Source organism: Pseudomonas sp. GW823-FHT04A03, from assembly GCF_058796615.1.
Window position 1 is genome coordinate 238,129 of record NZ_JBXAIV010000006.1, and the last position, 25,486, is coordinate 263,614.

The 25,486-nt window shown below is 60.9% G+C and carries 22 protein-coding genes; 9 read left to right on the forward strand and 13 right to left on the reverse strand.

Annotated features, from left to right (window positions below; genetic code table 11):
• The first annotated feature begins 2 nt into the window (after positions 1-2).
• Both AC1Q9F_RS17695 and AC1Q9F_RS17700 read left to right on the forward strand, forming a co-directional pair.
• Positions 3-1,100 (forward strand): extracellular solute-binding protein, encoded by a 1,098-nt coding sequence (locus tag AC1Q9F_RS17695; protein ID WP_492620485.1) that lies wholly within the window; start codon positions 3-5, stop codon positions 1,098-1,100.
• 159 nt (positions 1,101-1,259) lie between these two features.
• On the forward strand, positions 1,260-2,648 hold the full coding sequence (locus AC1Q9F_RS17700; protein WP_492620486.1) for a hypothetical protein: 1,389 nt from the start codon (positions 1,260-1,262) through the stop codon (positions 2,646-2,648).
• 37 nt (positions 2,649-2,685) lie between these two features.
• On the opposite strand, the gene AC1Q9F_RS17705 is transcribed toward AC1Q9F_RS17700, so the two are convergent.
• From AC1Q9F_RS17705 to AC1Q9F_RS17715, 3 genes are read right to left on the reverse strand one after another with little or no spacing between them, the layout of a single operon-like run.
• Positions 2,686-3,306 (reverse strand): DNA-3-methyladenine glycosylase family protein, encoded by a 621-nt coding sequence (locus AC1Q9F_RS17705; RefSeq protein ID WP_492620487.1) that lies wholly within the window; start codon positions 3,304-3,306, stop codon positions 2,686-2,688.
• 3 nt (positions 3,307-3,309) lie between these two features.
• Positions 3,310-4,107 carry an isocitrate lyase/PEP mutase family protein gene (locus AC1Q9F_RS17710; protein ID WP_492620488.1) on the reverse strand — a complete coding sequence of 266 codons (798 nt, stop codon included), beginning with the start codon at positions 4,105-4,107 and terminating at the stop codon, positions 3,310-3,312.
• Between the two features lie 23 nt (positions 4,108-4,130).
• A complete protein-coding gene (locus AC1Q9F_RS17715) occupies positions 4,131-5,213 on the reverse strand; it encodes a bifunctional transcriptional activator/DNA repair enzyme AdaA (protein WP_492620489.1) in 1,083 nt (360 codons plus the stop codon).
• 109 nt (positions 5,214-5,322) lie between these two features.
• Here AC1Q9F_RS17715 and AC1Q9F_RS17720 point away from each other — a divergent pair, with 109 nt between their 5' ends.
• Complete coding sequence (locus AC1Q9F_RS17720; protein ID WP_339490063.1) at positions 5,323-5,736, forward strand: VOC family protein; 414 nt, start codon at positions 5,323-5,325, stop codon at positions 5,734-5,736.
• Here the strand turns inward: AC1Q9F_RS17720 and AC1Q9F_RS17725 are convergent.
• Positions 5,733-6,353 carry a LysE family translocator gene (locus tag AC1Q9F_RS17725; RefSeq protein WP_492620490.1) on the reverse strand — a complete coding sequence of 207 codons (621 nt, stop codon included), beginning with the start codon at positions 6,351-6,353 and terminating at the stop codon, positions 5,733-5,735. The two genes, AC1Q9F_RS17720 and AC1Q9F_RS17725, sit on opposite strands and share 4 nt — an antisense overlap.
• 275 nt (positions 6,354-6,628) lie before the next feature.
• On the opposite strand from AC1Q9F_RS17725, the gene AC1Q9F_RS17730 reads away from it, so the two are divergent.
• A complete protein-coding gene (locus AC1Q9F_RS17730; protein ID WP_492620491.1) occupies positions 6,629-7,234 on the forward strand; it encodes a biliverdin-producing heme oxygenase in 606 nt (201 codons plus the stop codon).
• Positions 7,231-9,468, forward strand: coding sequence for an ATP-binding protein (locus tag AC1Q9F_RS17735; RefSeq protein WP_492620492.1), 2,238 nt, complete (start codon positions 7,231-7,233; stop codon positions 9,466-9,468). The genes AC1Q9F_RS17730 and AC1Q9F_RS17735 overlap by 4 nt, the downstream gene beginning before the upstream one ends.
• A 9-nt stretch (positions 9,469-9,477) precedes the next feature.
• Here the strand turns inward: AC1Q9F_RS17735 and AC1Q9F_RS17740 are convergent, their stop codons facing one another.
• The gene (locus AC1Q9F_RS17740; protein WP_492620493.1) at positions 9,478-10,233 is read right to left on the reverse strand and encodes a type 1 glutamine amidotransferase domain-containing protein; all 756 of its coding nucleotides are present in this window, start codon (positions 10,231-10,233) and stop codon (positions 9,478-9,480) included.
• A 142-nt stretch (positions 10,234-10,375) separates the two neighbouring features.
• Between AC1Q9F_RS17740 and AC1Q9F_RS17745 the strand changes: the two genes are divergently transcribed.
• On the forward strand, positions 10,376-10,963 hold the full coding sequence (locus AC1Q9F_RS17745) for a LysE family translocator (RefSeq protein ID WP_492620494.1): 588 nt from the start codon (positions 10,376-10,378) through the stop codon (positions 10,961-10,963).
• A 56-nt stretch (positions 10,964-11,019) separates the two neighbouring features.
• Here the strand turns inward: AC1Q9F_RS17745 and AC1Q9F_RS17750 are convergent, their stop codons facing one another.
• From AC1Q9F_RS17750 to AC1Q9F_RS17760, 3 genes are all read right to left on the reverse strand, one after another.
• Positions 11,020-14,667 (reverse strand): hypothetical protein, encoded by a 3,648-nt coding sequence (locus AC1Q9F_RS17750; RefSeq protein WP_492620495.1) that lies wholly within the window; start codon positions 14,665-14,667, stop codon positions 11,020-11,022.
• A 267-nt stretch (positions 14,668-14,934) separates the two neighbouring features.
• Positions 14,935-15,768: a helix-turn-helix transcriptional regulator gene (locus AC1Q9F_RS17755; RefSeq protein WP_492620496.1), complete on the reverse strand. Its 834-nt coding sequence runs from the start codon at positions 15,766-15,768 to the stop codon at positions 14,935-14,937.
• A 35-nt stretch (positions 15,769-15,803) separates the two neighbouring features.
• Positions 15,804-16,307, reverse strand: coding sequence for a VOC family protein (locus AC1Q9F_RS17760; protein ID WP_475275785.1), 504 nt, complete (start codon positions 16,305-16,307; stop codon positions 15,804-15,806).
• 148 nt (positions 16,308-16,455) lie between these two features.
• Here AC1Q9F_RS17760 and AC1Q9F_RS17765 point away from each other — a divergent pair, with 148 nt between their 5' ends.
• Complete coding sequence (locus AC1Q9F_RS17765) at positions 16,456-17,802, forward strand: XAC2610-related protein (protein WP_492620497.1); 1,347 nt, start codon at positions 16,456-16,458, stop codon at positions 17,800-17,802.
• A gap of 19 nt (positions 17,803-17,821) precedes the next feature.
• Here AC1Q9F_RS17765 and AC1Q9F_RS17770 read toward each other — a convergent pair whose 3' ends face one another.
• The 3 genes from AC1Q9F_RS17770 to AC1Q9F_RS17780 all read right to left on the reverse strand — a co-directional run bounded on the left by AC1Q9F_RS17770 (position 17,822) and on the right by AC1Q9F_RS17780 (position 21,851).
• Positions 17,822-20,269 carry a TonB-dependent siderophore receptor gene (locus AC1Q9F_RS17770; RefSeq protein WP_492620498.1) on the reverse strand — a complete coding sequence of 816 codons (2,448 nt, stop codon included), beginning with the start codon at positions 20,267-20,269 and terminating at the stop codon, positions 17,822-17,824.
• 81 nt (positions 20,270-20,350) lie between these two features.
• Positions 20,351-21,322: a FecR domain-containing protein gene (locus AC1Q9F_RS17775; protein WP_492620499.1), complete on the reverse strand. Its 972-nt coding sequence runs from the start codon at positions 21,320-21,322 to the stop codon at positions 20,351-20,353.
• A gap of 4 nt (positions 21,323-21,326) precedes the next feature.
• A complete protein-coding gene (locus tag AC1Q9F_RS17780; RefSeq protein WP_127797686.1) occupies positions 21,327-21,851 on the reverse strand; it encodes a sigma-70 family RNA polymerase sigma factor in 525 nt (174 codons plus the stop codon).
• A gap of 293 nt (positions 21,852-22,144) precedes the next feature.
• On the opposite strand from AC1Q9F_RS17780, the gene AC1Q9F_RS17785 reads away from it, so the two are divergent.
• Both AC1Q9F_RS17785 and AC1Q9F_RS17790 read left to right on the forward strand, forming a co-directional pair.
• Positions 22,145-22,393 (forward strand): transmembrane sensor/regulator PpyR, encoded by a 249-nt coding sequence (locus tag AC1Q9F_RS17785; RefSeq protein ID WP_492620500.1) that lies wholly within the window; start codon positions 22,145-22,147, stop codon positions 22,391-22,393.
• A 2-nt stretch (positions 22,394-22,395) separates the two neighbouring features.
• Positions 22,396-23,550 (forward strand): NnrS family protein, encoded by a 1,155-nt coding sequence (locus AC1Q9F_RS17790; RefSeq protein WP_492620501.1) that lies wholly within the window; start codon positions 22,396-22,398, stop codon positions 23,548-23,550.
• A gap of 4 nt (positions 23,551-23,554) precedes the next feature.
• Here the strand turns inward: AC1Q9F_RS17790 and AC1Q9F_RS17795 are convergent, their stop codons facing one another.
• Both AC1Q9F_RS17795 and AC1Q9F_RS17800 read right to left on the reverse strand, forming a co-directional pair.
• Positions 23,555-24,226, reverse strand: coding sequence for a class I SAM-dependent methyltransferase (locus AC1Q9F_RS17795; RefSeq protein WP_492620502.1), 672 nt, complete (start codon positions 24,224-24,226; stop codon positions 23,555-23,557).
• 38 nt (positions 24,227-24,264) lie between these two features.
• Entirely contained in the window at positions 24,265-25,413 is a 1,149-nt protein-coding gene (locus AC1Q9F_RS17800; RefSeq protein WP_492620503.1) for a GGDEF domain-containing protein, read from the reverse strand.
• Between the last annotated feature and the right edge of the window lie 73 nt (positions 25,414-25,486).

The window sequence follows — 25,486 nt, forward strand, 5'->3', positions numbered from 1 at the left end:
CCATGGGCCTGCACAAACTGAGTAAAGCGTTATTGCTGGTGCTTGCACCCCTGTGTGTGCAGGCTGCCGAGACGGCGAAACCGGTAGTCAATCTGTACATCTGGGGCGAATACCTGGCCCCGGATACCCTGAAGAATTTCGAGGCGAAAACCGGAATTCGGGTGGTCGCCGATCACTTCGATTCACTGGAAACCGTCGAGACCAAACTGCTCACCGGCCGCAGCGGCTACGACCTGGTGCTGACCGCCGGCCAGCACCTGTCGCGGGCCATCGAGAGCGGCGCGATCCAGACGTTGAACAAGCAGCAGCTCCCGCACTTTGCCGGAGTCGGCGAGGAGTTCCGTCAGCACATGGCGGTGTTCGATCCGGGCAACCGCTACGCCGGAATCTACGCCTGGGGCACCACCGGCGTTGGCTATCAGGAGGAGGCCGTGAAGCAGCGTCTGCCGGACGCGCAGAGGGACAGCTGGGCGATGCTGTTCGATCCGGCGGTGGTGTCGAAATTCGCCGATTGCGGGGTGAGCCTGCTCAACGATCCGAACGAAGTGTTCGCGGCGGTCATGAAGTACATGGGCCTGGACATCAACCGCCAGAGCCTCGACGACCTGAAGCTCGCTGAGCAACAACTGGCGAAGATCCGCCCGTACATCCGCTACTTCGACAATGACCTGAACATCAGCGACCTGGCCAACGGCAACACCTGCGTGGCGATGTCGTGGAACGGCAACGTTGCCATCGCGGCGGGTCAGGCTGAAGCGGCGAAAAAACCGTTCAAGTTGAATTACCGGATTCCGAAGGAGGGCACGCTGATCTGGTTCGATGCCATGGTCATTCCCAAGGATGCACCGCACCCCGAGGCCGGATTGGCACTGATGGATTACCTGATGACGCCCGAGGTGATTGCACCGATCACCGACACCATTCACTACGCCAACGCGATCACGGCGGCGGATGGCTTGATCGATCCGGCGATTCGCAATGATCCGGGGACCTATCCACCGCAGGCGGTTAGGGCTTCGCTGTACAGCAAGAATGACAATGGCAAGGCGTTCAACCGGGCGTTGATTCGGGCATTCAGCCGGTTGAAGTCAGGGTTGTGAACGGGTGCCGGGAATCATCTTGAAGCGGTTTGTGCGTGGGCGGGCAGGGGTGAGTCTGGTAGTTTTTTCGCCATGGATCTGAACCGGCAATGACGCCGGATACCGTTTCGGGTTCTCATTTTCAGGATCCGGGACGGCCACTTTTCAAGGAAGAAAAACATGCCAATCAAACCGCTGACCAAGGGCTCCGGCTCGGTCGATATTCATCTGAAACCTTCCACCGATGGCTCTGTGTCGGGCCCGGCGATCCGACCGGATCTCCACATTACTCTGCCAGAGCCGCACGCATTTCCCGATGGTGTGCGGACGCCCCATCACAGCGGCGCAGAGGTCGTCAGCCCTCCGTCATCGATCACCCTTCGCGATGCACTGCCGGTGGTGGAAGTTGCGCTTACTGTCGGGCAAAAGCCGCTGGAGGCGTACCACGTGCCGGCGGCGAGTCGACTGACAGACATCGACGTCGACGGCTTCAGGTCGTTCAAGGGGCGTCAGTTCGCCGAATTGCCCGGTCAAGGCATTGTCCAGGTTGGCACCGATCCGCAAACCGGTCTGCACCGGGCCAGGCTGGCCAGCGAACTCAACCCTTCCGGCCCGGTGCTGGAGCGCGACAGCGACGGCAAGCGCTGGCACCCGCTGGAAGAATTTGCCACCGACCGTTTTCGCACCCCCGACCCGCGAAGCGAAGCCACCTCGACATTGGAGGCCATGCCGCATCCGGAGGGCGACGAGGGACGGGCTCGTGCGGACGACTCAGACGACGAATTCGAGCTTGCCTCCGAATCGATGCCGGTCAAGCCCTATACAGGGCAGGAACTGGCGACCATGCGCGATGAAGTGCGCTATTCCTTCCGGGGCAATCGACTGGGCTCATACGACCGGGCCAACAACGGCAAATACCCGCTGCGCGATACCCTGGGCAGGCCGGTGCGGATCCGCAAGCTGGAAACCTTGGTCACTCTGACTACGGGTGAGCAGTTCCACTCGGGGCCGATCAAGCCGTACATCAAATTCGAAGGTTATGAAGACGTCGCCAGACTCTACGAAGAAAAGCTCGAGCTGCGCACCTTTACCGAGGCCGACATGAAGGTCCCGGGCGAGAAAGCGCTGATCGGACAACTTATGGTGGTGGCCAACAAGCGAATCGCCAAGGGCGAGGCGCTCGGCCTCTACGGCGGGACGCTCAGCCCGGTGCGTCTGGTGCGGCGTGAAGAACAGACGTTCACCATGCTCGCCGGTTCCTACGTGCATTATGGTGCGGGAAAACTCATTGAAGAGCCGGTAGTGGTCATTGGCGATAACATCATTTCGCGGATCAACACCAACTTCGAGTACGACGCTTCGGGCAAACCGATCCACCAGGCGTCGGACGGCTATAACGTCCAGATCGTCGGGTTCAAAGTCGAAGCGGATATGCTGATCGGCGACCGGCTAGTCAACCGGCCCTACATGTTGAATGCGCTGTTTGCTTCGGAGGATATTGCGGCGGGAACCGAGTTGCGCTGGAACTACAACTATTCGGACAGAGAGATGAAGATGATCTTCCCGTAAGAAGCCAAAGCCCTCTCTCGAAGGGTGAGGGCTACAGCTAGGGGCTTTTCGGCACCCGCCACAAATACCAGGCCGCCACCGTCCGAAACGGACTCCACCCCAACCCGATCTCAATCATCTGCCTGCGCGCAGGCTGCACCTCCAGCCCCTTCAACCGCCGATACCCCTCGCGAACCCCAAAGTCATCGGCCGGCAGAATGTCCGGCCGCTCCAGGCTGTAGATCAGCAACATCTCAACGGTCCAGCGCCCAACCCCGCGCAGGCTGACCAACCGTTCGATCAGCGCCTCATCCTCCATCGCCAGTGCGGTCGAGTAATCCGGCACCACACCGTCCAGAGTCGCCTGGGCAATCCCCTGAATCGTCGCAATCTTGCCCGCCGAAAACCCGCAACCGCGCAATTGATCGAAGTCCGTCGCCAAAACCTGCTCCGGATGCGGAAACGTCTGCCCGGGAAACAACCCCACCAGCCGCCCGACAATCGCATCGCCCGCCTTGGCGTGCAGTTGCTGATAGGCAATCGCCCGCACCAGCGATTCATAGGGATCGCGCGCCGGATGTGGCTGATGCAGGCAGGGACCGACCGCAGCAATGTGGCGCTGCCAGTCGGCGTCGAGGCTGGCCAGAAATTCGCTGGCCGGTTGGTAGGGATCAGGCATGGCTTACTTCAACAGACCGTTGACTTCGCCGTAGCTGAGGGCCTTGAGGTCATGGGTGTCGAGCTTGCCGCTGGCGAGAAAGCTTTTCACCAGTGAGCCCATGGCGCCGTACATGAACTCGGCGATTCCGGAACCGGCGCTCAAGCGGCGCACGCCGAGGGCTATCAGTTCTTCGGGAGAGGGCAGGCAAGCGAAGCCCAGAACGTTGACCGGCAAAGTCGTCCCCTTGCAGATCGCTTCGATTTCGTAGGCGGACGTCACCCCGGCAGCGAACAATCCATCCGCCCCGGCCGCCTGATACAGCGCGGCACGACGCAGGGTTTCGGCGACACGATCCTCCGCCGGCACCAGACCTTTGAGGTAAACGTCGGTGCGGGCATTGATGAACAGCTTCACATTGCGCTTCTCGGCCACTTGTCGCGCGACTCCGATCTTGCGCACCAGCAGTTCCGGCGTGCCGCTGCCGTCTTCGATATTGATCCCGACCGCACCTGCCGCGATGACCGCATCGATCACTTCAGCAACCCGGTCGAGGTCATCGGAATAACCGGCCTCGATGTCCACGCTCAACGGCACCTTGATGACCCGGGAAATCGATTCCACGGTGCTGATCAAACGCTCCAGCGGCAGAGTGTTGCCGTCCGGGTAACCGTGGACCCAGGCGACAGCGGCGCTGCTGGTGGCGACGGCTTTGCCACCCAACTGCTCGACCAGCCGCGCACCCGTGGCGTCGGCGACGTTGGTCAGGATCAGCAGGCCATCGTGGTGCAACTGGTGAAACCGAGTGTCGAGCGCGTTCATCGAGATCCCTTCTTGTCGGTTGTTCAGAAAGCCAGTGGTTGCGTCAGCTGCACGGCGGCGTTTTCCAGCCGAAGCAAAAACGCCTTGCGCGGTTGCCCACCACCATAGCCCGTCAGCGAGCCGTCCGCACCGATCACCCGATGGCATGGCACCACGATCGACAGCCGATTGTGCCCGTTGGCCAGACCCACCGCGCGACTGGCGCCGGGTTTGCCCAGCCGCGCGGCGATGGTGCCGTAAGTGCTGGTGTGGCCGTAGGGGATTTGCCGCAGTTCGCTCCAGACCTGCCGGGCAAACTCGCTGCCGGGCAGGTGCAGCGGCACGCTGAATTCGCTCAGCTTGCCGGCGAAGTACAGCGCCAGCTCGTTTTCGATCTGCTGCAAATGCGCGTTGTGCCCCGGTGCGACCAAGTAGCCGTAGCGGTTTTGCAGCTCCTCGACTTCCCGGGTCAGTGCCGGACGGTCGAGAAACTCCAGCAGCACCAGCCCGCGTCGCTCGGCCATGGCGATCATCGGCCCCAGCGGCGTGGTCAGCCGGGTGAACAGCAGCGGCTCGCTGGCTGCCGCGCGTCCCGGCGTGATGTGGAACGACTTCTGGAACGCATCGCGAAAACCGCTGAGGGATTCATAGCCGGAATCGAATGCTGCGTGGTCGATGGACGTGCCTTGCTTGATCCCGCCCAGCGCCATACCGAGCCGGCGGGTGCGCAGCCACGCATGGAAAGTCATGCCGAAATGCTGTTTGAACCAGCGCCGCAATTTCAGCGGTTCGATGCCTTCGGCGAGCAACTGCGCATCGCTCCAGCGCAGCTCCGGATCGGCGTCGACCGCTTTCAACAGTCGTTGCACCCAGTCCGGGGCGATGGCCGCGGCGTCCAGCGGTTTGCAGCGCAAACAGGCGCGGTAGCCGGCGGACAGACAGTCGTCAGCGTGGGCGAAGAACTCGACGTTTTCCGGTTTCGGCTTGCGCGCCGTGCAGGTAGGGCGGCAAAAGATCCCGGTGGTTTTCACGGCCGTGAAGAACACGCCTTCATAGGCAGTGTCGCTTGCGAGCATGGCGCGAACCATTTCGGCGTGAGGGGGCAGGACAGCGGTCTGTATGTTCATGGGCCGAGGATAAAACCAGTTATTCGATGGCTCCACCGAAAAATCGACAGTGAATTTTCGGGCCGCTGCACTACAGTGATCGGGTCGCTACAACTCGGGAAATGAAGGTATGCCACCGTTCACGATTCAACACATCGATCACATCGTGCTGCGCGTTGCCGATCTGCAACGCAGCATTGATTTCTACGACCGGGTCTTCGGCGCCGAAGTGGTCAAACGCAACGAAAAGTTCGGCCTGGTGCATCTGCGCGCAGGCACGTCGATGATCGATCTGGTCGACCTCGACGGCGAAATCGGTCGCAAGGGCGGCGCCGCTGCTGGTAGCGAACGGCGCAACGTCGATCATTTCTGCCTGCGCATCGAGCCGTTCGATGAAGCGGCGCTGGTCAGCCATCTGCAAGCCTGCGGCCTGACCGTCGAAAAAGCCGCCACCCGTTTTGGCGCGGAGGGCTACGGCCTGTCGCTGTACTGCTTCGATCCGGACGGTAATCAGGTCGAACTCAAAGGCCCGTCCGAAGTTTAGGCCCGTTTGGCCATCAGCAACACCGAAGCCGCCGCCGACAGCAGCCCCGCGCAGCAACGGTTGAAAATCCGCTTGCCGCGCGGCTCGGCGAACCAGCGGCGCATGTGCAGGCCCATGTAGGCGTAGGCGCTGATGGCGATCCATTCCAGCAGCAGGAACAGCACGCCCAACAGCATGAACTGCGGAGTGATGGCTCGGGCCGGGTCGACGAATTGCGGCAGGAAGGCGGTGAAGATCAGTATTGCTTTGGGATTGCCTGCTGCTACTAAAAACTCCTGACGCGCCAGGGCCAGAAGCCCGCTCGCCGGCGCAGTAACCGCGTCTTCGGCGGCAGGATTGGCCCGCCAAAGTTGCCACGCCAGATACAGCAGATACCCCGCGCCGATGATCTTGATCCCATAGAACAACAGTTCGGACGTTTGCAGCATCACTGCCAGCCCCGCCGCCGCAAGGGCGATCATTCCGGCGAACGCCAGCAACCGACCGATCCCGGCCACGCAGGCGCGACGATAGCCATAGCGGGTGGCGTTACTGACCGACAGCAGGTTGTTCGGCCCCGGTGCCATGTTCAAGGCAAAGCAGGCGGGCAGAAACAGGGAGAGGGTGGCGAGATCCATGGTGCGGGCTCCGGTGACGGGAGCGGTATTTTTATCATGCGTGCGAGTAGGGCCGAACCGTACAGTCAGGCAGCAGAGTCGCGGTACAGCGATGATCGGGCGCAAATCCGTTCGAACTTTCTGCCGTCCCGTCAACTCTGAAACCGTCACAGGGTGATGAATCCGCCAGAAAAAACCATCTGTCGGGTCAGAAAGGACAATTGCCGTGTAAGCTTTCGCGCAATGCTTTTCCATTCCCCCATGGCCGCAGGCGGCCCACTGTACGAGCGACCTACATGCAAGCAAAGGCCCGCGAGGTTCATGTACCACCGGTGTTGCAGGATCTGCGCGCCGGCACGGCCGAACTGCACATTGCACTGGAAAAACGCCTTCCTTTTTTCTCCGACACCCTTGATCTGCAGGCTTTCGAGCGACTGATGCGCGCCTATTACGGCTTCTATCAGCCACTGGAACGCGCATTGCAGGACAGCGGCGAGATCCCGGCCGATTTCGATCTGGTTTCACGCCTCAAGGTGCCGACCCTGCAACGCGATCTGCAAGCGTTGGGTGCGAATGGCGGAGAGTTTTCGCTCTGCCGCCAGTTGCCCGCCATCGATTCCGCCGCCGCCTGCCTGGGCGTGCTGTACGTGCTGGAAGGCGCGACCCTCGGCGGACAGATCCTGCGCCGGGAAATCGCCGCACGACTGAGCCTGGACGCGGACAACGGTGCAGCGTTTCTGGACATCTACGGCGCTGCCACCGGCCGTCGCTGGCGCGATTTCATCGAATACCTGGGCAGTCGCCCGATGGACGCCGACGAGCGTGAAGCCGTCGTGGCGGCCGCCCACACCACATTCAGCTGTTTCGAGCGCTGGCTCGAAAGCCAGGAGGTTCTGGTATGACCCCGCAAGACAAAGAAGCCTTTGAAGAGTTGCTGGCCAACTGCGCCGACGAACCGATCCGCTTTCCCGGCGCGATCCAGCCGCACGGTTTGCTGCTGACCCTGAGCGAGCCGGACCTTTCGATCATCCAGATCAGCGCCAACGTCGAGACCTTGCTCGCCCGGCCGGCACAGGAACTGATCGGCCAGCCACTGCAAAGCCTGATCGGCGATGCCCATGCCGTGCAGGTTCGCGAAGCCTTGCAGCAACCGGCCTTGTCCGATGCGCCGCCGCTGCACTTTCGCCTCAACGGCACCGCGTTTGAAGGCTTGCTGCACCGGCATCAGGATGTGCTGATTCTGGAACTGGAAATCCACGTCGAAAACTTCCAGCCGCGCAACGTCGCCGGCACCGAAACCCACCTGGGGCGGATGCTCGCGCGCCTGCAAAAGGCCCAGAGCCTGCAGGCGCTGTACGACATCAGCGTCAAGGAAATCCAGGCCATGACCGGCTACGACCGGGTGCTGATCTATCGCTTCGAAGAGGAGGGCCACGGTCAGGTCATCGCCGAAGCGTCCGATCCGTCGATGGAAGTCTTCAACGGTTTGTTCTTCCCGGCCTCCGACATCCCCGAGCAGGCCCGCGAGCTGTACCGCACCAACTGGCTGCGGATCATCCCGAATGCCGACTACCAACCGGTGCCGCTGGTGCCCAAGTTGCGCCCGGACATCGAGACCCCGCTGGACCTGAGCTTCGCCACATTGCGCAGCGTGTCGCCGATCCACTGCCAGTACATGAAGAACATGGGCGTGCTGTCCTCGATGAGCATTTCCCTGCTCAAGGGCGACCGCCTCTGGGGCCTGATCAGTTGCGGTAACCGCCAGCCGCTGCACGTGCCGCACGAATTGCGCACGGCGTGCCAGACCATCGGCCAGGTGCTTTCGTTGCAGATCAGCGCGATGGAAGCGCTGGAAGTCAGCCGTCAACGCGAAGAAAAGGTCGAGGCGCTGGCGCTGCTCAATCAGGCGATGATCGATTCGCCACAAAACGTCTTCGATGGCCTGGCCAACCAGCCACAAATCCTGATGGCGCTGGCCAATGCCGGCGGCATCGCGATCATCGAAGACAAGCAATTGCACCGTTACGGCAACTGCCCGGAGCCGGAAGAGATCCGTGCCCTGCACAAATGGCTGCAGGAGCGCGGCGAGCCGGTGTTTGCCAGTCATCACCTGGCCAGCGTCTATCCGCCGGCCGCGCACTATCAGCAGGTCGCCAGCGGCGTGCTCGCCATGAGCCTGCCCAAACCGGTGGACAACGGCGTGCTGTGGTTCCGCCCCGAAGTCAAAGAGAACATCAACTGGAGCGGCGACCCGCGCAAGCCGCTGGACCTGGAAAACTCCGACGCCGGCCTGCGTCTGCGGCCGCGTACTTCGTTCGAAATCTGGAAGGTCGAGATGGCCGGGATTTCCACCAAGTGGAGCCACGGCGATCTGTTCGCCGCCAACGATCTGCGTCGCTCGGCTTTGGAAAACGATCTGGCCCGTCAGGTGCGCCGCGAGCAGGAAGCGGTGCGTGCCCGCGACGAGCTGGTGGCGGTGGTTTCTCATGATCTGCGCAATCCGATGACCGTGATCTCGATGCTCTGCGGCATGATGCAGAAGGCTTTCAGCTCCGACGGGCCGCACACTTCGCGGCGCATTTCGACGGCGATCGACACCATGCAACAAGCCGCCGGGCGCATGAACACGCTGCTGGAAGACTTGCTAGACACCTCGAAAATCGACGCCGGTCGCTACACCATCGCGCCGCAAAAACTCGATGTTGCGCAGATGTTCGAAGAGGCGCAATCACTGCTCGCACCGCTGGCGCTGGACAAGGACATCAGCATCTCGTTCGAGGCCGATCCCGATCTGAGCATCCACGCCGACCCCGAGCGGCTGTTTCAGGTGCTGTCGAATCTGGTCGGCAACGCGATCAAGTTTACTCCGCGTCTGGGCACGGTCGACGTGTATGCCAAATCGGTCGGTGACGACATCGTCTTCACGGTACGCGACAGCGGCGAAGGCATTCCCAAGGATCACTTGCCGCACGTGTTCGACCGTTACTGGACGGTGAAGGAGGGCAATCCGAACGGCACCGGGCTGGGCCTGTACATCACGCAAGGCATCGTTGAGGCCCATGGCGGGCGGATCGTTGCCGAGAGCGAGCCGGGGCAGGGCAGCGAATTCCGCTTCACCGTGCCGCGTCAGGACTGAAAACGCCGATCAGCGCTGGGTGGCCTGCAACATGGCCACCCATTCTGCGGCGAATCGATGGCAATCGCCGGGCCAGCGCGCCGTGAGCAATTGGCCGTCGCGCACCACAAATCCCGATTGCAGTTTCTGCGCACAATCGCGTTTGGCGATCAGCGGTCCGCGTTTGAAGTCGGATTTGCTGGCCAGCGCGGTCTTCACTTCCGCCTCGACGGTCTGCTTGTAGGTGCGGTAGTAGCGCCCCAGCCATGCAGCTGTCATCAGCCACGCCGGCAACTCCATGGTTGCCGAGAGCAACGCCGTCACCTTGCGCCCGAACAACACCGAACGCCCGGTATCGGGATCAAGCGTGCGCGCCAGCAACAGCACGCCATGACACACCGCCGCCACGGGTTTTTCGGCCTTGAAAAATTGCAGGGCGATCTGCTGAGCCTGCGTCGATTCCAACAGCGTGCGCATCCCTTTGGCATGACCACCGGGAATCAGCAGACCGTCGAAGCGGCTCGTGTCGACATCGGCATACGCCAGCGGCTGCCTGAACGCATCGGACTCGATCATCTGCGCGTAACTGTCCAGATCGGCCTTGCGCGTCATCAGCATCGAACTCAGCAGGCCGAAGCCGATGTCCACCAACCGTGGATCGGCATGCGCAGGTAAGCCTTGCGGCGTGGCAAAACGCACTTCAATGCCTGCGTTGCGCAGTGCCTGCCAGGGCACGCTGCTTTCGGTGGGGTCGTAATCGGCGGAGGGCAGCAGAATCAAGATCATCGAGGGCAGACTTCCTGGTCAAAAGTGGTCGCATAGCCAGAGCGTAGTGGGTCTGCGCGAGCGGGGGTAATTTCCTTCAATACCGCCTGCTGTGTGCTGGCTACTGTGGGCGCCTTGTTCCTCGATTTGAAGCAGGTGTGCGATGAGTCTGATTGTGTCGATGGCGGCGTTTGCCCTGGCCGCGTCCATTACCCCGGGGCCGGTGAATATCGTGGCGTTGAGTTCAGGGGCGCAGTTCGGCTTTCGTGCCAGCCAGCGGCATGTAGCCGGGGCGACGCTGGGGTTTGTGTTGTTGCTGGTGTTGATGGGGCTGGGTCTGCACGAAGTGCTGAAACTGTGGCCAGCGCTCACCCGCGTGGTGCAACTGGCCGGGGTGGCATTTCTGTTGTTCATGGCCTGGAAACTGGCCATGGATGACGGCCAGTTGAATGCGGGAGAATCGGGCAGGGCGCCGTCGATGCTCTATGGCGCGGTGATGCAATGGCTCAACCCCAAGGCCTGGCTGGCCTGCGTGGCGGGGATGGGCGCGTTTGTCGCCGATGGCGAAGCGCGGCTGGTGTGGCAGTTTGCGGCGGTGTATCTGGTGATTTGTTATCTGTCGGTCGGGTGCTGGGCGTATGCCGGGACGTTTTTGCGCGGTTATCTGCAAAATCCGGCGGGGATGCGCTTGTTCAACCGGGTGATGGCGCTGCTGTTGGCGGTGAGTGCGGGGTATTTGCTGCTGCCCTGATCCGTACTCCGGCAGGCGAAGTACGGACGTGTCGCAGTCAGGTCAATCGTGCATCGTCAGAAAATGCCATTGAGCTCCCTGAATACGTGGGGTGGCATGGCCGTGAACTGGTTATTGCGCAACTGACTGATCGAGTACAACGCACTGGCGGTGCGGCCGTTGCCGTCACCGAACCCCTGGAATCCGACCACAGCCCCCAGCACCTGTTTATCAAAGTGCGGATGTCTCGGGTCCAGGTTCTTCAAATGCTGCTCCAGTAACGCGAACCCGGTCGGGCTGCTGCCGTATTGGGTCGGGGCGCCGGCATCGCGCACTTTATCGACGGCTTCCGGTACCAGTTTGCGATGGATGTCGCGGATCACGTTCGGATCGGTCAGGGAGACCTTGTTCGCGGTGTATTCGCGCAATACGCCAAGGATGTTTTCGAAGTCGTTACCGCTGGAGGTCGAGCCTTTCAACATCCAGGCGGTCGCGCGTTGTGAAGGATCGGTGAAGCCCTGGGGGTTGAACAGCGAATCGGGCATGACGTCGGTGTACGGCGGCTTACCCAGATCCAGCTTCAGAATGTCCTGCTGATAGCCCGTCATGAATCGGGCTTTTTTGCTCTCGAGTTCGTACAGGACTGCCAGCGTTTCGGTGTAACCCTGTGCGGTGCTGCGCGCATCGTTAAGCTGAACAGGGTGGCCCTTGATGAACGCTTCCGTCAGTTCTTCCAAAGCCTTGCGACCGATCAGCGATTCCAGATCGCCTGCCTGTTTCGACTGGTACGCCGTTTCCTTCACGGCGTTGTTCGCAAGATGGCGCAATTCTGTTTCGGTAGCCCCTTTGGGCAATTTGAAGTGCTTGTCGCTCAAGCGCGTGACGATGTGTTGAGCGGTTTCGATCGCATCGTTTTTCAGCAGCGCCCGAGCATGTAGAACTGTGTCCAGCGACATCCGCGTGTGTGCAGCCGAGCCGGTATGATCAATCACTTTAAGCAGGTCGTAGCTGTTTGCACCGGTCAGGAACCTGAGTTGCTGCTTGGCCTGATGTGCCAGCGAGAGGGCATGCCCGCTTAGCTTCGCCACGCCTCGACCGAGCAATTTCCCCCCGGCCTTAAGCAGTTGCGGCAAGCCCGACAAAGGGTTGAACAGGCTGAGGGCCGCGCTTGCCAGAATTCGTGAGGCCGACAGCAGTTTGCCGGCGATGCTCGCGGCTTTGCTGGCGGCGGCAGCGATTGCCACAGGTGCGGCGAAAATGGTCATCGCCAGTACGGCGGCATCGACAATGCAGTCGAAGATTGCGCCACCGTGTTTCTTCGGATCCCCAGAAGTCAGTCCTTCCACGCAGCTCTTGAAGGGAATGATCAGGTTGAGAATCATGTTGAAGATGGCATCGGTCTTTTCAATCGCCTTCTCCCGTACGGTTTGCTGCAGGCCCAGTTGGTGGATTTCCTGCTCGGTGATGTACGGATTTTTTTCAGCGATCATCCCGCTCAGGGTTTCCATGCGAGGAGAGCGATAAAGAGGCGTTCCATCGCTGCGCTCGCGGAGCGCTTCCAGCACACCGATCTTGCGCACCTGAATTCTGGATTTGATGCCGGCCTTGGGGGCGACGTTTTGCAGGTAGGCCTGTAGATCAACGGGGGCTTTTTCCAGCTCTTTCTGATCGCTGAATCGAGTGTCGAGCTTGAAGAAGCTTCCGGAAACCAGTGGCTCGAAGAATGCTTCAAGATCCGGGTTGTACCGACACTCCATCCGGAGCGGAAACAGCTCGAAGCACTTGATGGCATAGCCGTGTTGTACGCAGAGTATGACCCCGTAACGCCCGGTTTCTCCCGGAATATATCTGGCAGGGCTGACGGCGCCGCGACCGTTGGTTCGAGCCGGTTTGTAGTTCATCTTCTGAACGCTATAGACACCGATCGCCCCGTACTCAATCGACGTTGCATCTTCCGGGAGCAGTTGTGAAATGGCGATCTGGATGTTGCGCATCAACCCACCGAGAACGGCGTCGAAGTGACTGGAGGTCGCGGTTTCGTAGAGGTCGGCAACGGGAAACAGAAAAGGCAGTTCAGGAAAGGATTTATAGATACTGGTGCCTTTGAGGCGATCCCAGTCCTTGGTGTGCAGCTCGTCACCCATGTACAGGTCCAGCACCGATACTTTGCGACCGGCGCCACCGCCACTGCCGCGATGTTTGACCAGCAGTTCATCGGGGTCGCAATCCCGTTCCTGGGACTTCAGTTCTTGCAATGCAAGCTGTCTGCGATCGGGCAACGGCCTGGAAAACCGTTCGGCGGCTTCCAGCATCATGGCGATGTACTGATCGTATTCGCGTGTGGCGCGCTCGATCTCTTTTGCGTCGAGATTGCCTTGCGCATCTCGCGTGATGAGGCCGTTCATCCAGGCCCAGGTCAACACCGGATCCACCGAGCCTTCGGCCTGCAAGGCCGCCAGTGGGGTGAGTGATTTCGTCGACTGGCTGAACCCCATCAGATGCTGATAGGTCATTTTGCGGCTGGCGCCGGGAACCAGTGCTTCGACCAGATGCACAGCCTGCGTAGCGATCACCCAGGCCGGCGTTCCCATCTGCAGGCTGGACGGCCAGTCGGTGAAGAGATACTCCGGCGCCATACCTGCCAGAATCATCTGCGCCACCAGCGGGGCAAGCGAGGGTTCGACGTGAAGGTTCTTGATCAGATGTGCTTCCAGCTCCGTGCGAACCTGGGCCGGATGTTGTTTGAAGTAGCGTTTGGAATACAGATCGAAACCGGCGAAGTGGGTGTTGGCAATATCGAGTGCCGGGTCCAGGTCAAGCAAGATCACGGCAACCGCCAGTTGCTCTGCAAGTTCAGTCGATTGTTTTGTTGCGGCATGTTCTGCTTGCCAGCCCAGCATGGAAAAGTAGTATTGCCCGTGCCGTGCCGCCGCACTTTCAATCAATTGTTGCAGGCGAAAGTCTGTGCTCGTTATAGCGCCGTCGCCCGTTGTGCTTTCCATCAGCACACGTCTGCCGAGTCCATTGATGATGGCTTCATAATCCAGGGTGCAACTTTGAATCAGATCAAGAATGATTGCCCGGTTGTTTCCCTCAAGTTTGAATGGTGACTCGTCAGGAGCGTCAAGAAGTTGCCAATAGTTTCCGTATTTCGGGGGCTCTGGCAGTGTCGAGAAGTTCAACAGGTCGAGCAGGTTTCGGGTGTCTTGTTCGTTGTCCGGGACTTGCAATCCGTTGTAACGCAACCACTGACCGACCGTAATTTCGTCTCCTGTAATGATCCAGCCGCCACTGGAAGCGGCGACCTTGGCCAGAAGTTGAAGGCTGTCGTCGAAGTCCGCCAGACCTGCGACATCCGCAGTGATCTCTCGGGGCGAAACAAACGGGGTCGCTGACCGGTCATTGCCGGAGACCATGTTTCGATGACTGAAGTAGAGTCGGCCGTTCTCATCCAGCAGAAATATCGCGCTGTCCGGAATCTTGCGGCGAGCGCGGACAAACATGAAATCGTCGTGGCGCAGCAGTATGGAAAGCGAAATTCTGGCACTGCGATGAATCTGGTCGAACGTGCTGCCCTCCACGCACGGAACCAGAATTTCATTCCATTTCCAGCCAAGGCGTTCAATGGCGTATTGATCGTCAATAAAGTTTGTAATGGTCTGGCTTACTGCCTTTTTCTGAAGTGTATTTTTGGAGTCGTAAGCATAGTTGTCTATTGGCTTCATGATTCAGAATCCATTCTCTGATAGCGAAATAAATGAAATGTGGTGACTGTTTATTGATTGTCGTGTTTGTGCGGTAGACAGGTTTTTAGAGTAAGGCGCCAAGGCGAAAAGTTGGCGTTGATTAATGTTCGAAGTGTTTCTTGGTGGTGGCGTGAATGAGAGGGGTGGCTGTTTTTAAAGGCCTGAAGCACTGTTGGCGATAAATATGTATATCTTTCCGGGTATGTAGAATTAAACCGACGCGGCCATTGCAGGCCGTTTTTGCTTTTACCCCCGATACTGCCCCGGCGTAGCCGCCAGATGCTGCTTGAACGCCCGCTGAAAATGCGCCTGATCGGCAAATCCTGCTTCCAGCGCCACATCTGCAATCAACTGCCCGCGACGCAGACACTCACGGGCAAACTGAATGCGCTGGTTGACCACAAACGCATGGGGCGTCATGCCGAAATGCTGTTTGAAGGCGCGAATCAGGTAGGACGGTGAGAGCTCGGCAGCCGCGCAGATGTCGTCGAGGCTGAGCAGGTCGGTGCAATGCTGGCGAATGAAGTCGGCGGCGCGTTCGAGTTTGAAGTTCGGCTCTCGCAGAGGTTGTTCGATAGGGTCCAGGCGCAGTTGCAGGTCGCTGAAAAACTGCACCGCAGCGCTCTGTTTGCAAAGGACGTCTTGCTGTCCGTCGACCAATACCGCGTACAACGCATTCAAGTCGTGAAACAGGCGAGCATCATTCAAATGCGTATCGGAAAACCGTCGAAACTCAAGTTCCGCACTGAATCCCAGTTGATGCTGCAGATCCGTCAGCCAAGGCGTTTCCACATACAACATCAAATACGACCACGGCTGATCATCGATCGGGTTACACGCATGCACGTCCCCCGGGTTCATCAGCACCACCGTGCCGGCCGCCACTTCGAACGAGAATTGCTCATGCACATAGGTGCTGCGCCCGGCGGTGATCGCGCCGATGGAAAAGTGCGCGTGGGAGTGTCGTGAATAGCAGACCTCACGCCCATCGGCGATGGCCCGCGCCTCGATGAAGGGCAGGGCTTCGTCGCGCCAGAAGCGCGGGGCTTGTTCGGGGTTCTTGGCGGCAGCGTGTTTCATTATTGGGGTTCTCGGCAGGCCAGTGCCCGAGTGTATTAGCTCTGGCCGGCGAAGGCTCGTTCGAGTTCGGCAATGTCGAGTTTTTTCATCCCGAACATGGCCTGCATCGCCCGTTGCGCCTTGGTCTGGTCGGGGTCGGTCATCATGTGCATGAAGGCCACCGGCACGATCTGCCACGACACGCCGAACTTGTCCTTGAGCCAGCCGCATTGCTGCGCCTCCACCGGCCCGCCGGCGCTGAGGTTGCCCCAGAAATGGTCGACCTCTTCCTGGTTCTGGCAATTGACCTGAAACGAAATCGCCTCATTGAACTTGAACAGCGGCCCGCCATTGAGCCCTGTGAAGGTGTGGCCATCGAGTTCGAAACTGACGGTCATCACCGAGCCTTCCGGGCGGCCGTGGAATTCCTGGCCGACCTTGCTGTAGTGGGTGAGGGCGGTGATTTTCGAGTGGTCGAAGATCGAGCAGTAGAACTTCGCTGCAGCTTCGGCCTGATCGTCGAACCACAGGCACGGCGTCAACTTTTGAAAGCGTTGCATGGCAGTCATCCTCGGCAGGTTAGACACGCTGGATTAACAGCGTAGTCAGTCTGTAGTCGACTGTCGGTGCCACAGGTCGACAAGTGCATGCCAGGTCGATTGTCGTTAGACTTGCCGCCCCGATTTTGCCGCAAGGACGCTCTGCAATATGGCTGCCCCTCGTTTGTTGTTTTTATCCTGTCTGCTGGCTTCAGCCTCGGCGACGGCTGCACCGCTGGCCTGTCAGCTCTCCGATCCGGCGCAGAAATACCTGATTGATGTGATGGTCGCGCAGCCGCCATTGAAAAGTTTTGACGCCGCGCCGGCGCAGATCATTGTGCGCGACAAGGCCAGTGGCGAAGTGTTGCAACGCATCGACTCTGCCGACGTCTCTGACCTGATTTCCGCCGGTGATACGGCGTCAGCGCTGCGCTGTGACGAACAGCATCTGGTGGTGTTTGCCGATTTCAATTTTGACGGCGAACAGGATCTGGCGGTGCGCAATGGCAATGAGGGCGGGTACGCTGCCGCGTCTTACGATATCTATCTGGCCGATCCTTCAAGTCCGGTGCTGGTCCTCGACAAAGGCCTTTCCGCCTTGACCCGTGAGCCGCAACTGGGGCTGTTCGAGATTGATCCATCGACCCGACATCTGAAGACACGCTCGAAGAGCGGTTGCTGCTGGCGGCAGAGTGCGACATGGGCGCTGCAGGGCAACTCACCCGTGAAAGTGGCGGAAAAAATCGAGGTGAAGCAGGCGCCGTCCGAGGGCAGTCCGTTAATGCCGGCGGGTTACACGGACATTACTGACCGAACGTTGAAGGACGGAAAATGGACTGAGCAGCGTCATCTGGAAGGGCCGGTCGGCGATGCCCCGGTCATGTTGCGGGGCACGCTCGACGACAAGATCGCGTTCGAGTTGTGGTGGCAGATGCAGGGCGGGGTTTATGTCGGTGAGGTGCGCTACACCGGCACAGGCAGCGGCAAACCGATCCGGTTGTTCGGCGAGACCTATGAAGATGGCGGTGTGGCGTTGCACGAGTTCGACGATCAGGGGCGTTCGACCGGCGACTGGTTTGTGGAAGGCGAGCCTGATGAACATGGGCTCCAGAGTGGAACATGGAAGAATGGCGACACAAGCCGGAGCATCGAGGCGCGCCCGACAGCGTTCAGGATTGCCCCGCAAAGATTTTCTGCGGCGCAAGGCAGTCTGCGTGAGGGACGCTATGTGCTGGTGACGTCGGACGAGCGCTCAGCCTGGCTGACAGTGAAAATCACACCGGCCACTGATCAGTCCGCAGGCGAGATTGCGTCGATTCAGATGGTCATGACGCAGCCCGGCAAGCCCCCGACACAGGTCGTTGATCAATGGCCGTTGCTGGCCGGCAATTTGATCATTGGCCAGAAAGAAATCGCCGAGCCGCTCTACCGTCTGCGCTTTTTCGACGGGGTCGTGAGTGTCGACGCCGCCGGGGATGTATACGAGTTGAGTGGAACCTACCTGAAGCAGCCCTGACCCGCTCGATCGCCAATCCTTAGAAATCCCAGCGTGTGCTCAACTGCACGCTGCGCGGCTCGCCGTAGAACCCGGTGCCGAAGTTGCCGAGGCCGGTGTAGTAGGTCTTGTCGAGCAGGTTCCTGATGTTGAGCGTGGTGCTCAGGTGTTGGTTGAAACGATAGCGGGCCATGGCGTCCACCAGGTAGTAGTTGTCCTGGGTGATGCGCACGTTCTGGCCGGTGCCTGTCGGGTCGGGCTGGAAGACGTTGCCGAAGAACTCGCTCTGCCAGCTTACACCGCCGCCTACGGTCAGGTTTTGCCAGGCGCCTGGCAGGCGATAGCTGCTGAACACCCGCACGATCTGCTCGGGCGCAGTGGTTTGCAGGATCGCGCCGTAGACCGGATCGCCATTGGCGTCGCGGGTGTGGTTGAAGGCGTAACCGGCGGAAAGGTTCCAGCCTTCGCGCAGCTCGCCGGCCACTTCGAATTCGAAGCCTTTGGTGGTTGCGCCTTGCACGGCGCGGTAGACGGACTGGCTGTCGAAACCGCTGACGTACTCGGCGATGTTGTCCTGCTCGATGCGGAACACCGCGAAACTGGCGTTGAGCCGACCGTCGTAGAACCCGGCTTTGACTCCCGCTTCCAGGCTGTTGCCCTGCACCGGGTCGAGCACGTGGCGCGAGGCGTCCTTGCTGGTTTGCGGCTGGTAGATGCGGGTATAGCTCGAATACAGCGACCAGGTTTCGTCGAGGTCATAGACCACGCCGGCGTAGGGCGTGACGACGCCGGTCTGGCGGTAGCCGTCGCGCACGTCCGGGGTGTTCGGGTCGCTGTAATCGAGGTGATCGCTGGCGATGAAATCGCTGACTCGGCCGCCGAGAATCAGCGCCAGATCGTCGGTGGGTTTGAGGCGGGTGGCGAGGTAGGCACCGGTCTGGCGTTGTTCGATGTGGTCACGGCCGACCTGCGGAATGTCCGGTTTGGGATACTCGCCTCGCCAGTCGAAAATGCTGCCGTTCAGCGCCGGGTAGACCGAGCCATAGACCGGAATGTCCTGGCGGGTGTTCATCGACATGAATCCGGCGATCAGTTGGTGTTCGCGGCCCAGCAGGCTGAAGGGGCCGCTGAGGTTGAGGTCGACGTTGTCCTGAACCTCATCACCCTTGAATTTGCCCATGTACAGGAACATGCCGTCACCGCTGACCGGGTCGGGATTGCCGCCGCTGGCGGAGCCGAGCAGGGTGTCGTGCTGGCGGTGTTTGCGGTCGTAGCTGAGCTTCAGCGTCCAGTCGTTGGCGAGTTGCCGGTTGAGGGACGCGAACAGCGTCTGGTTGGTGAAATCGCGACGGCTCCAGTCAGTGGCCGGGTTGAACGAGCGCGAGAAGTTCGTTCGCGAGCCGTCGCTGTAGAACATCGGGAAACCGGTCCAGCTGGCACCGCGCGAGCGAGTGTTCTGTTGGTCGAAACCGAGGGTCAGCAAGGTGTCCGGCGTGAGGTCGGCTTCGAGGATGCCATAGGCGATGTCGCGGGTGTTTTGATAATGGTCGGCGTGGGCGCTGCGCTGTTGATGGACGCCGACAAAGCGCCCGCGCAGGTTGCCGCTGTCGGTCAGCGGCCCGGCGATATCGGCTTCGCTGCGGTAGTTGTCCCATGACCCGACGGTGCCACTGATTGACGATTTAAACACCTGGGTCGGCCGCTTGCGGATCAGATTGACCGTGGCGGACGGGTCGCCTGATCCGGTCATCAACCCGGTGGCGCCCTTGATGATTTCGACCCGGTCGTAGGGCGCCATGTCGGTGCTGGTGGTGCCGTAGTCGTAGACGCCGTCGTAGTCGGTGTTGACCCCGTCGTACTGGAAGTTGGTGATCGGCGCGCCCCGGGCGGAGAACTCCCAGCGCTCGCTGTCGTAGTTCTGCACGCTGATGCCGGGCGCGCGGCGCAGGATGTCGGCAATGCCGGTGGCACCCTGATCGTCGAGTTGCTGGCGGGTGATGACGGTGACCGACTGCGGGGTTTCGCGCGGAGATAGCGGCAGGCCGGTGGCCGATGCGGTCGAGCCGGTGGTGTAGGCGCCGGTGTCTTCGGTGATGGCGCCGAGCTGTCGGCCGGAGACGGTGGTGGCGTCCAGCTCCAGCGCGTGTTGCCCGGCCGGCGCGGCCCGCAACACGTAACCGCCCGCGCTCTGCGCCTGGGCTTGCAGGCCGCTGCCTTGCAACAGGCGTTGCAGGGCTTGTTGTTCGGTGAAGTCGCCGCTCAGGCCGGGGCTGCGCTTGTCGGCGGCGAGGTCATTGTGGCCGGCGAGGAACACGCCGCTTTGTTCGGCAAAACGGTTGAGGACGCTGACCAACGGGCCGGGAGCGATGTTGTAGCGATGGGTTGCTGCGTGCAGGGCTTCGGCCACGGCATTCGGCGCGCACAACCCCGGCGTGGCGCACGCCAGGGCCAGGGTGAAACGGGTGCGGGCAAACGTGGAGCGCAGCATGGAGTTCCCGAAGGCAGAAGAGGGGCTACTGAGGATCAACCGAACGAGACGGCCAAAAGGGAACCGTAAAATGAAAAATAATCAGCCTCTGGGCCCGACGTTGACCCACCAGCTCAATGTCTTGTCGACCCGGATCGGCAACGCAGCCTCGAGCAATCGCAACGCCTGATCGGTGTCCTTGAGCGGGAACGAACCCATCACCGGCAACCGCGCAACGGCCGGATCGCAATGCAGATGCCCCGGTCGATAGCGGCTGAGCTCTTCGATCAGTTCACCCAGCGGCAGGTTGTCTGCCAGCAGCAAGCCCTGACGCCAGGCTTCGCGGGATGGACTGGCCGGGGTTGTGGCGTGCAGTTGCTCAGCGTTGAACGCCAGTTGCCGACCGGCCTGCACCACTTCGATCTGATCGTTGTGATTGCGCACTTCCACCGCACCTTCGAACACGTTGAGCACGGTTTGCTGATCGTCGTAACGCACGCTGAATCGCGTGCCGAGGGCGCGCATCCGGCCATGCACGGTGTCCACCAGAAACGCGCGGCCCGGATCTTTCGCGGTGTCGATCAGCACTTCACCGGCGCGCAATTGCAGCCGCCGTTGCGTGGCATCGAAGCGGACGTTAAGGGCGCTGAGGGCGTTGAGCCAGATCCGGCTGCCGTCGGCGAGCGTGGTTTCGCGGGTCTCCCCGGTGCCGGTGGACAGGTCGGCGCTCAGGCGTTCGAAGGTGCCCGGCAACGGCGTGTCGCGCCATGCGGCCCAGCCGCTGAGGCCGGTAGCGGCGAGGATCAACAAGCCCTTGAGCGACTGACGACGGCTGATCGAGGCGCGCGGGCTGCTGCGCAAGGTGTGGCTGACGGCATGGGCCTCGTTCTCGCCCTGCAACGGCGCGAAACGCTGGCCGACCCGTTCCACGTAGCGCCACGCTTCCTGATGCTCGGCACTTTGCGCCAGCCAGGCTTGCCAGCGCTGACGTTCGTGGTCGGCGACGTGTTCGTCATGCAGTTGCACGTACCACTGCGCTGCCTGTTCGAGGCTGGCGTGACTGAGTCGGTTCATGACCTTACTCAATCAGCAGGCCGTCGAGTTCGGCTTCGAGAATTGCGCAATGCATCATCGCCTGGGCCAGGTACTTCTTGATCATCCGCTCGCTGACGCCGATCTGTTCGGCGATCAGCCGGTAAGGCATGTCGTGCAGTTGCGCGAGGATGAACGCCTCGCTGACCCGTTGCGGCAGACGCGCGAGCATGGCGTCCACTTCGTGCAGGGTCTCGACGATGATCGCCTGTTGTTCCGGCGACGGTTGCAGAGCCGGCGGGCGGTTGGCCAGGGTTTCCAGCCAGGTCTGTTCCAGTTGCCGACGGCGCCAGTGATCGACGCACAGACCGCGGGCGATGGTCGCCAGGTGTGAGCGCTCGTGGACTTCACCGTTGAACGCCTGTGGACGCTTGAGTACCCGGATGAACGTGTCGTGCGCCAGATCGGCGGCATCCATCGCGTTGCTCAGTCGTCGACGCAATAGCTCGTGCAGCCAGCGGTGATGGCTGACGTAGAGGTTCTGCACGAGAGAGGTGTCGGCGACCGTCATTCTGAGCAAGCGTCCAGGGTGACCGTTGTTAGCGGTCCAAATAAGAATGGGTCGCGATTAAAGCAAATGGGTCGAAGCTGCGCAAATGATATTGGTTTGCTTTTGGGAGGGGTGCCGGATGTGGAAGTTGATTTGTAGTCTGTTTGACTTCTTGGTTGGTCTTTATGACTAATTCGGTGTGAGGTCTGATTGACTACGTCATTCTTAAACTGCTGATTCTGCTGGGTTAAAAATCTGGCACGAGAGTTGATACATCCAAAGTACCCACTGAACCGATCAGGAGTACGCCACCCATGTTCGCTTTCTTCGAAAGTCCGCTGAACGTTCTGCACCTGTCGAGCAAGATCCTCGTCGCCGGTCTAGTGATGCTGCTGGCAGGCATTTACGGCGCTTACCTTTATCAGGGCCAAATGCCGATTGCGCTGCTGGTGGCGATGCACGCCATGACCATCATCGGCCCGACCCTGCTGAAAATCGGCTACGTGATGCGCCTCCTGTCCCAATATCGGCTGGGCCGGCATCACGCCGCCGTGGTGGCTTGAACATGCGCAGACTCGCCGATGCACCACTGTTCAGCCTCGGCTTTCGGCCGCTGTTTCTGGCCGGGGCCGGATTTGCCGCGCTGGCGATTTTGATCTGGGGCCTGTGGCTTTACGGCCACTGGTTTGATTTGCAACCGGCGGGCGGCATGCTGGCCTGGCATCGACATGAAATGCCCTTCGGTTTCGCGGCGGCAATCGTTGCCGGGTTTCTGCTGACGGCGGTGCCCAACTGGACTGGTATTCCCGGCGTGCGCGGCGGGGCGTTGATTGCCCTGGTGTCGGTCTGGCTGCTTGGGCGTGTGGCCTGGTGGCTGCCGTTGCCGACCGGGCTGATTCTGGCGCTGCAATGGGGGTTTTTGCCGCTGCTGGCAGTGATGCTGGGACGGGATCTGGTCGTAGCCCGCAAACGTGACAACTATCCAATTGTGCTTGTACTTGGATTGATGGCCGGTTGTCAGGCGCTGACTTTGATTGGCCTGTTCAACGACGACGCCGGCCTGCAACGCCAGGGTGTGCTGGGCGCGTTGTGGCTGGTGGCGGCGCTGATGACCGTGATCGGCGGGCGGGTGATTCCGTTCTTTATTCAGCGCGGCTTGAACCGTCCGCCGACGCCAGTCGCCAATCCACTGCCAACACGTTTGCTGTTGATCGGCAGCCTGCTGACCGCCGTCACTTTCGCGGCAGGCCTCAATGATTCGCCCCGGCTGTGGCTGGCGGGCCTGTTTGTGCTGACCGGCAGTTTGCAGTTGATGCGGCTGATCCGCTGGCATGATCGCGGGATGTGGCGGGTGCCGCTGCTCTGGTCGCTGTACCTGGCTTATGGCTGGATGGCGTTGGCAACCTGGGCCATGGCGCTGTGGCATCTGGGCTTGATCAGTCAGCAAAGCCTGGCGACCCATGCATTGGCGGTCGGCGGGGTGGGCGGGTTGATTCTGGCGATGATCGCGCGGGTCAGTCTCGGTCACACCGGTCGGTTGTTGCAGCCCTCGAAAGGCATGGTGCTGGGCTTTGCTCTGGTGCTGTTCGCGGCAGGTTGCCGGGTGTTGCTGGTGCCGTTTTCCAGTCTGGGACTGGGGTTGTCCGTGGTGCTCTGGTGCGCGGGGTTCGCGCTGTTTTTGCGGCACTACACCGGGATCCTGCTCAAGCTGAGGCTCTAGCGTTTTAACTGCGACGCTCGGCAATCATCAGCAACGATTGCGGCACCGGGCTTTGCGGATGCTGCGGTTCGCGCAGGCCGGTCAATTGCAGGCCGGCCATGTCCAGCGCATTCAGCCAGCTGGACAAGGTGCGGAAATACCACGGCATCGGTTGCCACTCACCCTGAAACCCGTCGAAGGTTTCTTCCCGCCAGCCGTCCTGATAATCACCGGCCGCTACGGACCACGGATGCAGCGTCTGGATCACCAGCGCACCGCCCGGCACGAGCAGGGCATTCATCGCCGCGAGCAGCGGAATGATGTCCTGATGCAGCAGGGAAAAATTGGCGCAGATCAGGTCGTAATTGCGGCCGATGTCGACCTTCGCCTCAACCAGATCTTCGTAGCTGGCAACCTGCACGGGCGATGAGCCTGCCACTCGTGCCGCCTCGATCAGCGTCGTATCGCCGTCCACGCCGACCGCCTCGAACCCTCGCTCGGCCAACGCCCGCAGTAGCCAGCCTTCGCCGCATCCCAGATCGAGCACGCGCTCCGGCTGCCGCCCCATCACCGCCAGCAGAATGGCCTGATCGGTGACCTGCCGGCGACTCTCGATGGCGCCGCTGCGCACGGCTTCGGTCCAGGCCCGGGCGTTGTGGTGCCAGCTCTGGAGGAGGGTGGATTCAGGCGAGGACATGACGGACTCCGGGATCGCGGGATGCAGGCAAGGATAGGTCAGGTGTAGTCGGCCAGTTGAATCCGGTTGCGACCGCCGCGCTTGGATTCGTAGAGCGCGCTGTCACCTTGCTCGATCAACGCCGCGAGGCTGGCCGGCGGCTGGTCGAACACCTTGGCGCCGATGCTCAGGGTAACCGCCTGCGGGGTGGTGTAGGTCTGGGACGTCATCTGTTGAAACTGCTCACGCAGCGCACTGCCCAGCACCATGATCTGTGCGTGGGACGCATCGCCCAGCAGCATCACGAATTCGTCACCGCCCAGCCGTGCTGCCAGCGCACCTTTGGGCAGTACCGCACGGATCATTTCGCTGAGGGCGATGAGCAACCGGTCGCCGGCGGTGTGGCCGTACAGGTCGTTGATCAGTTTGAAGTTGTCGATGTCGATCAGCAGCAGCGCGCCGGGGCGGGCGCTGGAGACTTCGTCAAGCAGGCGCGGTGCGCGGACTTCCAGGGCGCGGCGGTTGTACAGCGCGGTCAGCGGGTCCCGGGCGGCCAGTTCCGCAATCTGTTTTTCCCGGCGATAGCGCTCGGTGCCGGTCATCGACAGCGCAATCAGCATGATCGCCATCGCGCCTTCGACCAGGGATATCTGAATGATTTCGCCGCGCAGCGACGCCAGATCGATCAAAGTGCCCGGAATCACCGCGATGATCGCCTTGGCGAAATAGAACGCGCCGTGGATCAGCAACACATAACGCAATTGCACCGCGCCGACGCTCAACGATTTGCCGTGAGGGCGCAGCAACAGGCTGGCCCGCAGCATCAACGCGGCCACCAGCAGCGAGTTGGCCATCAGCATGATCTTCGACCACGACGGATCTTCCGGTAACAGCAGCAACGAAAGCCAAAGCAGGAACATCAAGTACCAGGCCCGCGACAAGCGCTTCTGCGTAAACCGCGCGACCCCCAGCAGAAACAGCCAGTGCGCGACCACCAGCAAGCCGTTGGCGAACCAGATGCCGATCAGCGGATAACCGTTGGCGCGCAGCAGGGCCAGGCTCGAGCCGACGGTGATGGTGGCGAAACCGGCGCTCCAGAACAGCAGGGAAGGTTCGCGGATGCTGCGCCATTCGACCGCCAGATACAGGGCGGCCGCCGCGGCCAGGGCGGTGGAAATGGTGAGCATCGTGAGAGGATCGAGCGCCATGAAAGAACGGTTCTGCCTGAATAGTATTAATGGGCCACGATTGTAAGCGTTCCCCCAGTGGGCTGCTATTTTC